Origin of the sequence: Spirillospora sp. CA-294931 (genome assembly GCF_050946795.1) — a bacterium.
Taxonomy (GTDB): Bacteria; Actinomycetota; Actinomycetes; order Streptosporangiales; family Streptosporangiaceae; genus Spirillospora.
The window spans coordinates 268,744-283,342 of the sequence record NZ_CP192006.1 but is presented as its reverse complement, the minus strand read 5'-3'; the positions used below and the strand labels follow the sequence as shown (position 1 = coordinate 283,342).

At 70.2% G+C, this 14,599-nt stretch carries 14 protein-coding genes; 10 read left to right on the top strand and 4 right to left on the bottom strand.

Features of this window, described 5'->3' with window-relative positions:
- The first annotated feature begins 14 nt into the window (after positions 1-14).
- The 3 genes from ACQPY4_RS01415 to ACQPY4_RS01405 are packed head-to-tail and all read left to right on the top strand — an operon-like array spanning position 15 to position 4,232.
- Positions 15-1,901, top strand: coding sequence for an FHA domain-containing protein (locus tag ACQPY4_RS01415; RefSeq protein WP_433331529.1), 1,887 nt, complete (start codon positions 15-17; stop codon positions 1,899-1,901).
- Positions 1,898-3,412 carry a hypothetical protein gene (locus tag ACQPY4_RS01410; RefSeq protein WP_433331526.1) on the top strand — a complete coding sequence of 505 codons (1,515 nt, stop codon included), beginning with the start codon at positions 1,898-1,900 and terminating at the stop codon, positions 3,410-3,412. Before ACQPY4_RS01415 ends, ACQPY4_RS01410 begins: the two co-directional genes overlap by 4 nt.
- A gap of 13 nt (positions 3,413-3,425) precedes the next feature.
- A complete protein-coding gene (locus tag ACQPY4_RS01405) occupies positions 3,426-4,232 on the top strand; it encodes a glutamate ABC transporter substrate-binding protein (RefSeq protein ID WP_433331524.1) in 807 nt (268 codons plus the stop codon).
- A gap of 1 nt (position 4,233) precedes the next feature.
- Here ACQPY4_RS01405 and ACQPY4_RS01400 read toward each other — a convergent pair whose 3' ends face one another.
- Positions 4,234-4,587 carry an STAS domain-containing protein gene (locus tag ACQPY4_RS01400; protein ID WP_433331522.1) on the bottom strand — a complete coding sequence of 118 codons (354 nt, stop codon included), beginning with the start codon at positions 4,585-4,587 and terminating at the stop codon, positions 4,234-4,236.
- Between the two features lie 341 nt (positions 4,588-4,928).
- On the opposite strand from ACQPY4_RS01400, the gene ACQPY4_RS01395 reads away from it, so the two are divergent.
- Positions 4,929-5,624: a lysophospholipid acyltransferase family protein gene (locus ACQPY4_RS01395; RefSeq protein WP_433331520.1), complete on the top strand. Its 696-nt coding sequence runs from the start codon at positions 4,929-4,931 to the stop codon at positions 5,622-5,624.
- Between the two features lie 130 nt (positions 5,625-5,754).
- Here ACQPY4_RS01395 and ACQPY4_RS01390 read toward each other — a convergent pair whose 3' ends face one another.
- Entirely contained in the window at positions 5,755-6,318 is a 564-nt protein-coding gene (locus ACQPY4_RS01390; protein WP_433331518.1) for a hypothetical protein, read from the bottom strand.
- A 153-nt stretch (positions 6,319-6,471) separates the two neighbouring features.
- Between ACQPY4_RS01390 and ACQPY4_RS01385 the strand changes: the two genes are divergently transcribed.
- From ACQPY4_RS01385 to hisC, 6 genes are all read left to right on the top strand, one after another.
- Complete coding sequence (locus tag ACQPY4_RS01385; RefSeq protein ID WP_433331516.1) at positions 6,472-7,164, top strand: hypothetical protein; 693 nt, start codon at positions 6,472-6,474, stop codon at positions 7,162-7,164.
- 80 nt (positions 7,165-7,244) lie between these two features.
- The gene (locus ACQPY4_RS01380; RefSeq protein WP_433331514.1) at positions 7,245-7,445 is read left to right on the top strand and encodes a hypothetical protein; all 201 of its coding nucleotides are present in this window, start codon (positions 7,245-7,247) and stop codon (positions 7,443-7,445) included.
- A gap of 170 nt (positions 7,446-7,615) precedes the next feature.
- On the top strand, positions 7,616-8,926 hold the full coding sequence (locus ACQPY4_RS01375; protein ID WP_433331512.1) for a flotillin family protein: 1,311 nt from the start codon (positions 7,616-7,618) through the stop codon (positions 8,924-8,926).
- A gap of 68 nt (positions 8,927-8,994) precedes the next feature.
- Positions 8,995-9,708 (top strand): NUDIX hydrolase, encoded by a 714-nt coding sequence (locus ACQPY4_RS01370; protein WP_433331510.1) that lies wholly within the window; start codon positions 8,995-8,997, stop codon positions 9,706-9,708.
- 25 nt (positions 9,709-9,733) lie between these two features.
- Positions 9,734-10,021 (top strand): DUF6401 family natural product biosynthesis protein, encoded by a 288-nt coding sequence (locus ACQPY4_RS01365; RefSeq protein WP_433331508.1) that lies wholly within the window; start codon positions 9,734-9,736, stop codon positions 10,019-10,021.
- 59 nt (positions 10,022-10,080) lie between these two features.
- The gene (gene hisC / locus ACQPY4_RS01360; RefSeq protein ID WP_433331506.1) at positions 10,081-11,163 is read left to right on the top strand and encodes a histidinol-phosphate transaminase; all 1,083 of its coding nucleotides are present in this window, start codon (positions 10,081-10,083) and stop codon (positions 11,161-11,163) included.
- Between the two features lie 86 nt (positions 11,164-11,249).
- Here hisC and ACQPY4_RS01355 read toward each other — a convergent pair whose 3' ends face one another.
- The gene (locus ACQPY4_RS01355) at positions 11,250-12,578 is read right to left on the bottom strand and encodes a transcriptional regulator (RefSeq protein WP_433331504.1); all 1,329 of its coding nucleotides are present in this window, start codon (positions 12,576-12,578) and stop codon (positions 11,250-11,252) included.
- Positions 12,579-13,096: 518 nt separating this feature from the next.
- Positions 13,097-14,383 carry a UDP-N-acetylglucosamine 1-carboxyvinyltransferase gene (gene murA, locus ACQPY4_RS01350; protein ID WP_433338762.1) on the bottom strand — a complete coding sequence of 429 codons (1,287 nt, stop codon included), beginning with the start codon at positions 14,381-14,383 and terminating at the stop codon, positions 13,097-13,099.
- Positions 14,384-14,599: the final 216 nt, after the last annotated feature.

The following is a 14,599-nucleotide window of genomic DNA, read 5'->3' as shown; positions in this document are numbered from 1 at the left end:
CGGAGGCTGAGGCCATGCCGATCTGCCCGAGCGGGCACACGTCCGACAGCGACGACTTCTGCGACGTATGCGGAGAGCTGCTGCCCGGAACCCCGCGCACCGAGTTCCCCAACGCCGCCCCCACCCCCGGCGAGGAGCTCTGCCCACAATGCGGCACCCCCCGCTCCGGCCGCTTCTGCGAAGAGGACGGCTACGACTTCGAGACCAAAACCGCCACCACCCTCACCATCGCCCCCGGCGAATTCGCCACCCCACCCGGCACGGAGACGTCCAGTACGGCCGCGCAGAGCACGGGCACACCTAGCGCAGAGGCGTCGGGCACGGGCGCGGACCGCGGAGCCGCCTCTGGCACTGACGCGCACGGCACGGCGGCCCCGGGTACGAGCGGTACTGCCACACCCGCCCCGGGTGCAGGTGCCCACGGCCCGGCTGCGCGGGGCGCAAGCACGGGCACGCATGGCGTAGAGGCGTCGGGCACGGGCGGCGGTACAGCGTCAGGCACCAGCGCGAGCGGCCATGGCCAAGCGCCGAGTACGGGCGGCTCTGACCCACACAGTGCGGGCACAGGCACGCACGGCGCGGCCCCGCACGGCCCAGGCACGGGCGCACAGGGCGCTGGTGAGCAGAGCGCAGGCGCACGCAGTGCGGGCAAGCAAGGTGCGGCGGCGCCCGGTGCGAGCGGTGCCAGCACGCACGGCCCAGGCACGGGCGAGCAGGGTGCGGACGCGCGCAGTGCGGGCGGGCGAGGCACACGCGCTGCGGGTGGGCAGGGCGCGGCGGCGCCGGGCACCAGCGGGCCGGGCACGGGTTCGCAGGGTGCGGGCGGGCGAGGCGCACGCGGTGCGGGTGCGGAGGGCGCGGCGGCGCCGGGCACCAGTGGGCCGGGCACGGGTTCGCAGGGTGCGGGCGACCCAGGCGCGGGTGAGCACAGCGCGGGCGCACGCGGTGCGGGCGGGGAGGACGCCGCCGCGCCGGGTGCGGGCGGCGCGGGGACGGGCGGCATAGGCGCGGGCGCGGGTGGGCAGGGCGCGGGCGCTTCTGGTGGCGAGGGATCGGGCGTGGGTCGCGCGGCAGAGTCGGGCACCGGCGCGGGTGGGCATGGTGCCGCGGCGCCGGGTGCGAGCGGTGCTGGCACGCAAGGCCCCGGCACGGCCGGGCCAGGCACGGGCGAGCCGGGTGCAGGCGAGCCTGGCGCAGGCGCGGGTGCGCTTGGCACAGGCGCGGGGGTGCCTGGTGCGGGTGCGCCTGGTGCGGGTGCGGGGGTGCCTGGCACGGGCGGGCGGGGCGGGGGGGCAGACGGGTCGGGTGCGGGTGCGTCGAGCGTGGGTGGGCCGGGGGCGGGTTTGGGTGATGTGGGCGCGGGTGGAGGGGGTGGTCACAGTGCGGAGGCGTCGGGTACTGGCTTGGGTGAGCTTGGTGTTGGGGTGGAGGGGTCGGGGGCTGGCTCGCGGGGCGTGGGGGCGGCTGGTGGGCGGGGTTCTCGGGGTTGGGTGGCGGTTGTTGGGGCTGATCGGGAGTACTTTGCGGCCGTGGTGGAGTTGGGCGGGCCGGACGCGACGAGTTTGAGGTTTCCGCCGTACTGTCCTGAGCGGCGGGTTCCGTTGATCGGGCCGCAGGTGCGGATTGGGCGGAGGAGTGTGTCCCGGGGGTTGATGCCGGAGATCGACTTGAGTGTCCCGCCCGAGGATCCTGGGGTTTCGCATGTGCATGCGGTGTTGCTGGCCCAGCCCGACGGGACGTGGGTCGTGGTCGATCCGGGGTCGACCAACGGGACGACGGTGAACGGCGGGAGCGAGGCCATCGCCGTCAACGTTCCGGTTCCTGTGGGGGACGGGGACAGGATCCACGTGGGGGCCTGGACCACGATCACGCTGGCCTTCGAGGGGGAGAGCCCGTCATGACCACAGCGCCTGCGGGGCCGGGACGTCATACGGCCGTTCCGACGATCCGGCGGCCGGCTGAACCCGAACCGCCGCAGCCCCCTCGGGGACGGCTGTTCACGCTGGTTAGGGGGCGGTGGCTCGGCACCATCACGGGCCAGATCCGGGGGTATGCGGCGCTTGCTCTGGTGACATTGCTGGCGTTGCTGGTGGCGCTCGGGATGGCGATCGGGAACGCGCGCGACGGCGTCCAGACCATTGGGCACGACGCCGGGCCGCAGGTCGTGACCACAGGGTCGCTGTACTTCGCGCTGAGCGACATGGACGCGCAGGTCGCGAACGTGCTGCTGATCGGGCGCGAGCACCAGCTCGGGGTCGGGTACGACGAGGCGCTGCGTCGTTACGAGCGGCGGCGTACGGAGGCGGGCCGGGCGACGGTGCAGGCCGCGCAGCTGGCGGGGACGGACGTCAAGCGGCAGCGGACCGTCCGGGAGGTCCTGGACGGTCTGGGCCGCTACGAGCGCCTGGTCGGGGAGGCGATGCTCCTGGATCGGCAGGCCGACCACGCGGCGGGTCGAACGCCGAAACCGGTCGTCGACACCTATCGGGCGGCGTCGGAGATGATGCGGCTGGAACTGCTGCCCAAGGCTTACAACCTGACGCTGGAGAGCGGCGCGACCGTCCGGCAGTCGTACGAGACCGAGCGCGGGGCCGTGGTGACCGGACGCGCCTGGGTCGGGCTCACCGGCGTGCTGGCGCTCGGCGTCCTGCTCGCCCTCCAGATCTCGCTGGCCCGGACGTTCCGGCGTCTGGTCAACCCGGCGCTGGCCCTGGCCACGCTCGCGACGTTCATCCTGGTCACGGTGGGTGTGGGGGTGCTCTCGGCGCGGGCGGGCGATCTCGAAAGGGCCAAGGAGGACGGGTTCGACTCCGTCCTGGCGCTGTCGCGGGCCCGCGCGATCAGCCACAGTGCCTTCGCGGACGAGAGCCGCTATTTGCTCGACCCCGGCCGGGCCGACACCTATGAGCAGACCTACCTCGACAAGTCGCTCTCGGTGCTCTATCTCGACCCGGGGACGAAGCCAGGCAATCTGGAGACGTATTACGCGCTGGTCGAGGAGCGGCTGGCCAAGCGCGAACCCGGGCGCAAGTTCGTCGACATGCTCGGTCTGCTCGGCGAGGAGTCGAGAAAGGCGCGGCCCGAAACCGAGGCGGCGCTCAACCGGACGCTGACCGCCTACGGCGTCGTCCTGCGCAATGACCGCCAGCTCCGCGAGCTGGTCGCCAAGGGGGACCGCGACGGCGCCATCGACCTGCGGATGGGCCGGGGCTCCGGGACGATCAGCAGCTTCGACGCCTACGACAAGGCCCTGACGGACCTGGCCGAAACCCATCGCCGGGCGTTCGAGAAGTCGATCAAGGCGGGCGACGACGGGCTGCGCGGCTGGACGCTGATCCCGCCGATCGCCGTCCTGGTCATCGCCGGGCTCGTCCTGGTGGGCGTCCGGCCCCGGCTCGCCGAGTTCCGCTGACGGAGGTAGCAGCATGCGAAAGTACGCGGCGTTCGTGGCCCTGGCGGCCATGACCAGCGCCTGCGGCCTCGGTGGCGCCGAGGAGACCTCGGTCGCCGACAAGCGGTCGCTCGTGATCGGCGTCAAGGCCGACCAGCCGATGCTCGGCTTCAAGCGGGGCGACACCTATGAGGGCTATGACGTGGACGTCGCGCTCTACGTCGCGAAGAAGCTCGGTGTCCCGCGCAGCCGTGTCACGTTCAAGACGACGCCGTCGTCCGTCCGGGAGGCGGAGCTGCGCGCCGGAAACGTCGACATGATCTTCGCGACCTACTCGATCACGGCCAAGCGCAAGACCCAGGTCACCTTTGCCGGGCCGTACTACGTCCCGCACCAGGACACCCTCGTCCGCGCGGACGACACCTCGATCAACAACGTCCGCGACCTCAAGGGCAAGCGCCTGTGCGAGGTCAAGGGCTCCAACTCCTGGCGCCGCGTGATCGAGGAGCGCAAGATCGACGCGACCCGCGTCCAGGTCGGCACCTACGGCGCGTGCATGGACGCCCTGGCCGCCGGGCGCCTGGACGCCGTCTCCACCGACGACCTCATCCTCGCCGGCTTCGCCGTGGGACGTCCGGTCAAGATCATCAACGCGCCCTTCACGGACGAGAAGTACGGCGTGGGCCTGCGCAAGGGCGACCTCGAAGGCTGCGAGGCCGTCAACCGGGCCTTGATCGAGATGTACCAGGAAGGCGAGGCCACCCGGCTCCTCACCCGCTGGTTCGGCAAGTCGGGGCTCAAGCTGACTCCCAGCGTCCCCCAGTTCGAAGGCTGCAGCTGAGCTACGGGGTGGTGCCGGACGGAAGGGCCGCCACGGCCTCGCGGAGCGTCTTGTAGATCGGGACGAACTTGTCGATGCCCGTGACACGGAAAACGCGCTCGACCCGAGGCGGGAGCGCGATCAGCGCGATGTGGCCGCCACGCTCGAGGGCACGGCGGTTGGCCGCGACGATCGCGTTGAGGCCGGTGGAATCGCAGAAGGTGACCTGCCGCATGTCGACGACCATGGACGGCCCGGCGTCGACGGCCTCGAACAGCCCCTCTTCGAACCGCGTCCGGGACACCACGTCAATGTCGCCCCGCACTCGCACCAGAGCGCAACGGTCGTGATTCATCAGCTGAATGTCGAAGTCCATGGGTCCACCTCACGCCCCACCCTGGAGAAGCACCCGCCGACCCCTGCTCGGTAAGCTCCCAGGATCGCGCAACGCCGCCCGCATTCCAAGTTCGGCCCGAGAATGGGTCCGTCGGGCAAGCATGGCGCCGGGACCGTAACCGATGCGCGCACCCTCCGCGAAAAGCTACTGAAGAGAAACTTACGTATCAGTAGGAAATGGTCGTCAAATTCAGCCCCATAGGGTGGGGAAAGTCACTGTAACCCCGCGCGACCTGCGCAAAGACCGGCGCGATGGGCGCCCTGACCTGCGCACATCAACGCAGACGTTAGAGTGGCGGTGCTGAATTCTCAGGAGGCCGGGTGTTCTACACGTTCATGTCGCGCGTGGTCGCGCCGATCCTGCGACTGATTTTCCGGCCGCGGATCGAGGGCGCCGAGAACGTCCCGCTGTACGGGCCGCTGATCGTCGCCAGCAACCATCTCTCGTTCATCGACAGCTTCATCATCCCGCTGTCGCTCCCCAGGCCGCTCACTTACATCGCCAAGGCCGACTACTTCGAGGGACGCGGCCTCAAGGGACGTTTCGTCCGCTGGTTCCTGACGACCCTGGGACACGTCCCGGTCAAGCGCGGCGCCCAGCGCGCCGCCATGGGCGCGCTGGAGCAGGCCGTCGAGATCCTCGACAACAGCGGCGCCTTCGCGATCTACCCCGAGGGCACCCGCTCCCACGACGGCCGCCTCTACCGCGGCCGCACCGGCGTCGGCTGGCTCGTCCTGGCCTCGGGCGCCCGCGTCCTCCCGGTCGCGGTCACGGGCACCGAGAAGATCCAGCCCCTCGGCGCGTCCCGCCCCCGTATGTTCGGCCCCCGCCCCACCGTCCACTTCGGCCCCCCGATGGACTTCACGCACCTCCGCGACCTCCCCCCGGCCAAGGCCCGCCGACTGATCACCGACGAGATCATCGAGACCATCCAGAAGCAGTCGGGTCAGGAATACGCGGGCACCTACAACGACCGCGCCAACAACACCGCGAAGCCCCCGGGGACGACGACCTAGGCACGCTGGCACTTCACCACGCACAACGCCCGCACCACCGGCGTCGGACAAGGCCCAGCAGAACGTACGCGCCCAGCAAGAGAGAGCCGCCCACCCCGACCGGGGCAGGCGGCTCCAGAAGCGCCGCGGCTCAGCCGCCGACGTTGGGCGGGGTCCGCTCCTTGATGTCGTTGCCCGACTTGGAGGCGTCCGACTTGAAGGCGTCGATGGCGCCGCCCACGGACCCGATCTCGGCCGGGTTGATGTTCCCGGACTTGAGCTTGTCCGGCAGGGTCTTGAGCTTGGTCATCAGACCGTCGAGCGGCTTCTTCAGAGCGCCGCAGAGCTTGGGGTCGGCGTTGACCATCTTGCGTGCCGCGTTGAGGCGGTTGACGGTGAAGGCACCGGCGGCGGCGGCCTTGACCATGGCCTTGGTGCGGCCCTCGGCACCCTTCTGGAACGTGCCTTCCTTGTAGGGCTTGTAGATCCAGCGGTGAAACGCGCCGAACGCGAGTCCGGCGTCGGCGACGAAGCGGGTCTTGGCGAACTTCTTGGTCGCCTCGCTCGGACAGACGTCCGGCGAGGCGGTGCCGCCTCCGGCCTGCGAGGCCGTGGCGCCCGCACCGCTGCGGGACGCCTTCTTGTCGTCGCTGCCGCACGCCGACGTCAAGACGAGCGAGAGCATCACCAACAGCACGATGAGCTTGCGGAGCATCCTGATTCCCCCCGAATGAGATGCGGCGCCCCTATCGTGAGCGCTTAACCTCCCTTACCCAATCGCACACGTTCGATCACCTTGAGTGACGGCGTCCCCAAAGGGCGTGTCGTCTGCGGTGACTCGCGGCGTGTGCGCCGTAAGGTCGCCGACATGCACAGGCTCCTCCCGATCGTGGCGGCGGCCGTCATGGCGTCCGCGTGCGGTGGCGGTGGCGACGACGGCGCCGAGCCCGCGAAGGTGACCGGACGCGCCGCGCTCGCGGGCACCGGCTACACCTCCGACCAGCTCGAACAGGCGCTCCTGACCGAGCTGCCCGGGTATGAGCGGGCGGGCGAGCCCGACTCGGGTGAGTACGGATCGTTGAAGGCGATCCAGAACTTCAACCAGCTCCAGCGCCAGGTGCGGCTCGACAAGCCGAGCTGCCGCAACGAGCGGCCGGGTGCGGCCATGCTCGACAAGGGCATCCCGGCGGCGATCGCGACGTTCACCAAGGGCAACGGCCAGTCGGTCACCGAAGCCCTCATGGCCATGCCGGACTCGGCCGCCGAGCAGCAGGTCAAGGCCCGCGTCCCGGCCGACTGCATGGCGTTCAGGACCAGGGTCGGCGCGCAGTGGTCCGAGCACCGCGTCGTCGAGGCCCCGCTGGGGACGATCGGCGAGGGCTCCCGGACGGTCGGCGTCACGACCGTCAGCGGCGCCTCGCACACCAAGACCTGGTACGTGGTGCTCCGCGACCGGCGCTTCCTGGCCACGATCAGCCTGTTCGGCCCGGGCGCCACCCGTGCCGAAGCCGAGCAGCTGGCCCGCTACGCCCACTCGCAGGCGCAGCGCATCCTGCCCTGACTTCAGGATCGGCGCGTCTACGGATAGCGTTCCCCTACGCGGCGCGCCTGCGCCGTACGAACGAACGAGCGGGGGCTGCCTTGATCGGCAAGGAGGGCCGGGTCACCGGCAAGATCGGACCCGGACTCGTCGGCGAGGTCATGATCGCCATCCGCGGCGGAAGCGAAGCCTTCTACGCCCACCCCTCCGACCCCCGCGACGAGATCCCGGTCGGCTCGATCATCGTCGTCGTCGAGTACCACCCCCCACGAACGGTCTACGTAGCAGCCGCCCTGATCTGACGGCCCCAACACCGCTCGCAGTTGGGCTGGGGGCGGTGGGCTTGCGGTTGGGGAACGTTTTGGGGGTGGGGCGAACCAGATCGGGCCGGCCGACGTCTATTGGGCAACGTTGTGGCCCATGAGGTCCGCATGTCCTGTGACGGATCGCCTTGGGCCGGGCCGGAGGAGCCATGCCCATACTTGTGGTGGCCGGTGCGGTCATCGCCGCCCTGGTCATTCTGATCGTGTTGTTCAAGATGGTCTGGCGGGTCGCCGAACCCAACGAAGCCTTGATCATCTCTGGTCTGGGGGCCAGGTCCAAGCCGATCGACGGCGTGGACAGCCTGGGGTTCAAGATCGTCACCGGTAAGGGGACGGCGGTCCTGCCCGGCTTCCAGGTGTCGCGGCGGCTGCGGCTTGACAGTCGTGCGGCGAACCTTGAGGTCAACTGCGTGACGCAGCAGGGGATTCCGGTGCGGGTGCGGGGAGTGGTGATCTACAAGGTCGGGGACGACTTCGTGTCGATCGCCAATGCGGCGCGGCGATTCCTTGAGCAGCAGAATTCCATGGACGGCGCCATCCACGAACTGTTCACCGGCCATCTTCGTTCGATCATCGGAAACCTGACTGTCGAGGACCTCATCCTGAACCGGGAGCGGCTGACCAGCGAGACGCGCGGGTCGGCGGCCGACGAGATGAGCAAGCTGGGGCTGGTCGTCGACTCCCTGCAGATCCAGGAGATCGACGACGAGACCGGTTACATCACCAACCTGGGACGCCCGCACGCCGCCAGGGTCGCCGCGGCGGCCCGGATGGCCGAGGCCGAGCGGAACCAGGAGGCCACCCAGCGCGAGCAGGAGGCCGAGCGGAACAACGCCTCCGTGGTGCGCGACACCGAGATCAAGAAGGCCGAGTACGACGGCCAGGTGCAGCAGGCCGCGCAGCAGGCCCGGCAGGAGGTCATCCTTCGCGAGACCCGCAACGCCGAGCTGGAGGCCGAGCGCACCGAGAAGCGGCTGGAGAGCGAGGTCCGCAAGCCGGCCGACGCCCGCGCGTACGAGCAGATCAAGCTGGCCGAGGCCGAACGTGAGGAGCGGATCGCCTACGCGCAGGCCGCCGCGACCGAGGTCCAGCTGAAGGCGCAGCGGGAGGCCGAGGCGACCCGGCTGATCGGTGAGGCCCAGGCCGACGCCATCCGCCGCAAGGGCATGGCCGAGGCCGAGACGATCCGGGCGCGGGCCGAGGCGCTGGCCGAGAACCAGGAGGCGGTCATCGCCCAGCAGCTCGCCGAGAACTGGCCGCAGATCGTCGAGGCCGGAGCGGGCGTGTTCGGCAACGTCGACAACATGATCGTGCTGAACGGCGCGCAGGGCGTGGAGGAGATGCTCGCCAAGGCCCTCACGCTCGGCGGGACGGGCCTGGGCCTGGCCCGGACCCTGCTGAACAACACCAACGGGCACAAGCCCCCGACGGAGCTGGTGGAGCCGAAGCTCGAGAACTGACTGCCGCGCGGGGTGGGCGATCGCGATCGTCCACCCCGCCGGGGGTTCGGGCTTGTAACGTTCATGCCATGCCCGTGCCCCGGCTAGCCGTCACCGTCGATCTTGTCGTTCTCACCGTGCGGGAGCAGCGTTTGTGCGCCCTGATGTGGCGGCGCGACCACGACCCTTACAACGGGTGCTGGTCACTCCCGGGGGGCTTCATCCAGTTGGACGAGGACCTCCCCGTCGCCGCGTCCCGCCTGATGGCCGAGCGCGCCGGGCTCGCCGACACTCCCGTCCAGGGGACGCTCCACCTCGAACAGCTCGCGACGTACGGCTACCCCGACCGCGACCCCCGCCAGCGCGTGGTCAGCGTCGCCTATCTCGGGCTCGCCCCCGACCTGCCCGCGTCCAGCCGGGCGCAGGTCCTGTGGACGGCCGTGGACGACCTGATCAACCATGACCGGGCGGCGTTCGACCACCGGCGCATCCTGTGCGATGGGGTGGAACGCGCGCGCGCCAAGCTGGAGTACACCTCGCTGGCGGCGGCGTTCTGCCCTCCCGAATTCACGGTCGCCGAACTGCGCCGCGTGTACGAGATCGTCTGGGGCAGCCCGCTCGACCCCCGCAACTTCCACCGGAAGGTCACCGGCGCCGACCGGTTCCTGATCCCGACCGGACGCACGACGACGCGCGACGGGGGACGTCCCGCGCGCCTCTACACCCGGGGGGACGCCGAGCAGCTGCGTCCGCCCATGCTCCGTCTGAAGCCGCTCACCGGGCACCTGGTGGACAGGGCATGACCTGGGGATTGCTAGCTTTTGTGGCATGAATGGCGATTTGTCCGAAGAGCTGGGGCTCCTCGTGCGCGACATCGGTGACGCCGGTGTGGCCGAGATGTCCTTCTCCCCGGCGCTCGCGGCCGCCGTCGACCAGCACGCGGCCGCCGTCCGCGATCTCGTCGAGACGCTCGACGAGGACGCCCTCATGCGCTACCTGCGCGGTTTCGCCGAGGACGCCTTCCGCAAGGGCTGGTGGCCGGGCGACACCCGCGACTGGGAGTTCGTCCGCATTGTCACTGTCTGCTGGATGATGCGGCAGTCCACCGTTTCGTAGCGTTCCGCCGATCCGTAGGCTGGAGCGCACGCATCGCCCGCTCAACCTGGAGGACAACGGTGTCCGAGGCAAACACTCCGCGCTTCCGATCCGTGCTCGACCGGTTCACGGCTTACAAGCCCGGCAAGATCGTGGCCTCCCCCGAGGGACGCTCGTTCAAGCTGTCGTCGAACGAGTCGCCCGAGGGCCCGCTCCCGTCCGTCCTCGCGGCGATCACCGAGGCGGCCACCAAGGTCAACCGGTACCCGGACAACAGCTCCGCCGCGCTGATCGAGGCGATCGGCGCCAGGTTCGGCGTCCCTGCGTCCCACATCGCCGTGGGATGCGGCTCGGTCGGCGTCACCCAGATGCTCCTCGAGGCGGTCTGCGAGCCGGGCGACGAGGTCGTCTACGCCTGGCGCTCGTTCGAGGCGTACCCGATCCTGGTCGCGCTCGCGGGCGCCACCTCGGTCCAGGTGCCGCTCGTCGACGAGACCCACGACCTGTCGGCGATGGCGGACGCGATCACCGACAAGACCCGGCTGGTCTTCGTCTGCAACCCCAACAACCCGACCGGCACCGTCGTGCGCCGCGCCGAGCTGGAGGCGTTCCTCGACCGCGTCCCGGCCGACTGCCTGGTCGTGCTGGACGAGGCGTACATCGAGTACATCCGCGACCCCGAGGTCCCCAACGGCCTCGACCTGTACCGCGACCGTCCCAATCTGGCCATCCTGCGCACCTTCTCCAAGGCCTACGGCCTGGCCGGGCTGCGCGTCGGCTACATGGTCGCGCACCCCACGGTCGCCGAGGCCATCCGCAAGACCTACCTGCCGTTCAGCGTCAACGCCGTCGTGCAGGCCGCCGCCATCGCCTCGCTGGCCGCCACCGACGAGCTGCTCACCCGGGTCGAGGGCACGGTCAAGGAGCGCGAGCGCGTCCGCGCCACCCTCATCGCCGACGGCTGGACGGTGCCGCCCGCCGAGTCGAACTTCGTCTGGCTCCGTTTGGGCGAGCACACCATGGACTTCTCCGCCGCCTGCGACGCCCAGGGCATCAGCGTCCGGCCGTTCCCGGGCGAGGGCGCCCGGGTCTCCATCGGCTCTCCCGAAGAGAACGACGCTTTTCTCGAAGTGGCCCACGCCTTCCCGCACCGGAACGGCTGAGGCGGACCCGCGGCGTCGAGGGCGCGCCGCCGCCGAAACCACCGCGTCTCCGTGATCATGGATGCATGATCACGGAGACGCCCGGTTCACGTTCCGGCCTTGGGGCCGAGCTTCTCGACGATCAGCCGGTAGAGCTGGCGCGGACGGCCGGGTTGCGGCGTCCGGTTGGGAGGCAGCGGCCAGGCCAGGCCCTCTTCGACCAGGGTGCGCAGCAGGCGCCGGGCGGTGCGGGGGGTGACGCCGAGCATCTTGCCGGCGTTCTCCGCGTCCACGATCAGCGGTTGCTCCTGGTCGCCGAGCTTGTCGGCGAGCCGGGCGAGGATCTCCAGGCCCTTCGGTTTGGCCTGGGGCTGTGTTCGGGGAGGGGTGCGGGGCGCGGGCACCAGCGCGCGGCCGTCGCGGTCGAGCGCGAAGCCCTGGGCGCGCTGCGAGCTCTGCGACCGGGCGAGCGCGGCGCGGGCATGGGTCTCCGCCTCGTGGGCGGTGCGGCCCATCCCGATGCCGACCTCGATCGCCAGGCCGAGCTCCTCGCGGACGCGCTCCACGAACGGGGGTGTCCGGAAACCCTCGGTGGTCGCGGTGACCGAGCCCCGGGTGGCGATGACCAGATAGCTGTGGTCGTCCAGGGGCCACACCGAGGCGTTCATACGGTGGGCCTCCTGGAGCAGCACCCGGTGCAGCGCCAGCTTGAGCTCGTCCCGCCAGTAGCGGGGGGTGACCCGGCGCGGTGTCTCGCGGAGGGTCGGGACGTCCACCAGCACAACGACGAGCTGTGACTCTTCGAGCCGGTGGTGGGCGCCCAGGAGCGCGGCGGTCTGCAGCGAGCTGCGGATCGCGGCCCCGGTCGGCCGGACGCGGATGGTCGGCACGCCGGCCATCTCCATCCGCTCGGCGGTGGCGTGCACGCACGTCATCGCCACGGTGGTGGCCCCGCGCCGCCACAGCCTCTCGTGGAAGGCGGCCAGGGTTCCGGGCCCCGCCGACTCCTCGCGCAGGTGGACCTGCTCGGTGCCGAGGCTGATCTCGGCGTAGGCCTCCTCGACCTCGCCCCGGGCGAGCACGTCGATGCTCACTCGGGCAGGGTCGAAGCGTTCGTCCAGTGAGGCCCGCAGCAACGCACCCTGCAACGCGGCACCGTTGAGGGGGACGTAGGTGGCCGGCATGGTCAGCACCCCGGCCTTGCGGGCGAAGTCGTACGGCACCGGACTCGCGAACAGGCACACGTCCACGCCCGATCCCAGCCGCACGACCTTGTCGGCCGCCTCCTGTTCGTCTCGATATGCGGCGGCCACCAGCCGGCTCGGCACCGGTGTGGGGCCGTGACCCATCAGCATGACCCTTTCGACCAGGTCATGCGGGCCGACGACTCCGATCGTGAGGTCGGGTGCCACCGACCCCGTCCGCGCGGCCGTCATCGGTGATCGCTCGCTTCCCGCCCAGACCCGCGGCGGTGGCCCGGCCCCGCCTGTACGTTCGCGCACGCTCCGCCCAACGGTTGACTCATGGCTTGTCGCCCCTGCCTTGTGACCCTGCACCGCAGTTCCCGTGCGATTCGTTCCTCAGTGGGCAGATCGGGTCGGGGCGACTCTGCGTGACGCCCAGACGCGAAATCGAATCAAGAGTGCGGCGAAAAAGTAACCTACGGGACCCCCTAGTCAGTAATTTGTCACCAATCGGTCAGCCTTGATCCTGCATCTTCGGTCGTCCGAAGTTGAAAAACAAGACCCGAAAACGCCGCAAGGGGTCCCCCTCGTGGCACTGATGCGCACTCAGGAGACCCCTGCGGCGTCCGATCGGTTTACGTGAGATCCGAAATCCGACCGTCCGGCTACCGAACAGTCCGTAATAACAAAAGATCCGCAGGATGGCCGGGATCGGCCGTTTCCGTGGATTTATGCCGATCAACCGTCCTGACGGCGGTCAGGGCAGTGAGTTAGTCGGCCTCTCGGACGATGTCCGCGCCGAGCTGCGAGAGGCGCTCGGCGGTGTGGGCGTGACCCCGGTCGAGGTAGTAGGCCGAAGTGATCGTCGTCTCGCCCTCGGCGGCCAGACCGGCCAGCACGAGCGCGCTGCCGCAGCGCAGATCATGGGCCTCGACCTGCGCCCCGCGCAGCCCGTTCGGGCCGTTCACCTTGGCGCGGTTGCCGTTGACCTCGATGTCGGCGCCCATCTTGCCGAGCTCGTCGGCCAGCTTGAACCGTCCGTCGAAGATCCGCTCGTAGATGTAGGACGGGCCGTCCGCCAGGCACGACAGCGCCATGATCGGCGACTGGAGGTCGGTGGCGAAGCCCGGGTACTCGTCGGTGATCACGTTGATCGGGCGCAGCGCGCGGTCGCGGCGCACCTGCAGGACGGCGCCCTGCTGGTGGAACTCCACGCCCATCTGCTCCAGCTTGTCGGCCGCGACGCCGAGGTGCTCCATGGTGGCGCCGACCAGGTTGAGGTCGCCGCCGGTGATCGCGGCCGCCATGACGAACACGCCCGCGTCGATGCGGTCGGGCATCACGGTGTGCTCGACGGCGGTCAGCTCGTCCACGCCCTCGACGGTGATGAAGCCCGTGCCGCCGCCGCTGATCCGGGCGCCCATGGCCTGCAGGATCGCGATGTTGTCGAGAACCTCGGGCTCCAGCGCCGCGTTCTTGATCAGCGTGGTGCCCTTGGCCAGCGCCGCAGCCATGATCAGGTTCTCGGTGCCGGTGTGCGAGGGGGTGTCGCAGTACAGCGTCCCGCCGCGCAGGTCACCGGCCTTGATGTGGATGATCCCGTCGCCGTTGTCGGCCACCTGCTCGGTGACCGTGGCGCCCATCCGCTTGAAGCCGTTGTAATGGAAGTCCAGGTTCCGGCTGCCCAGATTGCAGCCGCCGACACCCTCGATGACGGCCTCGCCGAGCCGGTGCAGCAGCGCCGGGACGAACAGGAACGAGCCCCGGAACCGCGCCGCGATGTCGGACGGGAGCACCGGGCTGCTGAGCGTCGAGGCGTCGATGACCAGCGTGCGCTCGGCCTCGTGCAGCTCGGCCTTGGCCCCGATGGCCTGGGCGAGCTCCACCGCGCGGCGCACGTCCTCGATGATCGGGACGTTGCGCAGGACCGTCCGGCCCTTGGAGGCCATCAGCGACGCACCGATCATCGGCAGGACGGCGTTCTTCGCCCCCTGGATGAAAACGGTGCCGTGCAGCCGCTGACCGCCGCGCACGCGGTAACGAACCTCGTGGCCCATGCTCATGCCGTCTGACTCCTTAGCTGGGGTTACGGTGCCTACCGGATCAACTGGGACTGCCATCGCGATCCCCGCTCGGCCGTGAAGGCGAGCGCCACCATGCGGAACGCGCCCCAGTAAACCACCGGGCCGGGAGTGAGGTGTCCGGTGCGCGCCCCGCTGACTTCCGCGCCTCGATGCCGCAGTTCCGACCCCTGTACGGCGGCCGCGTCTCGG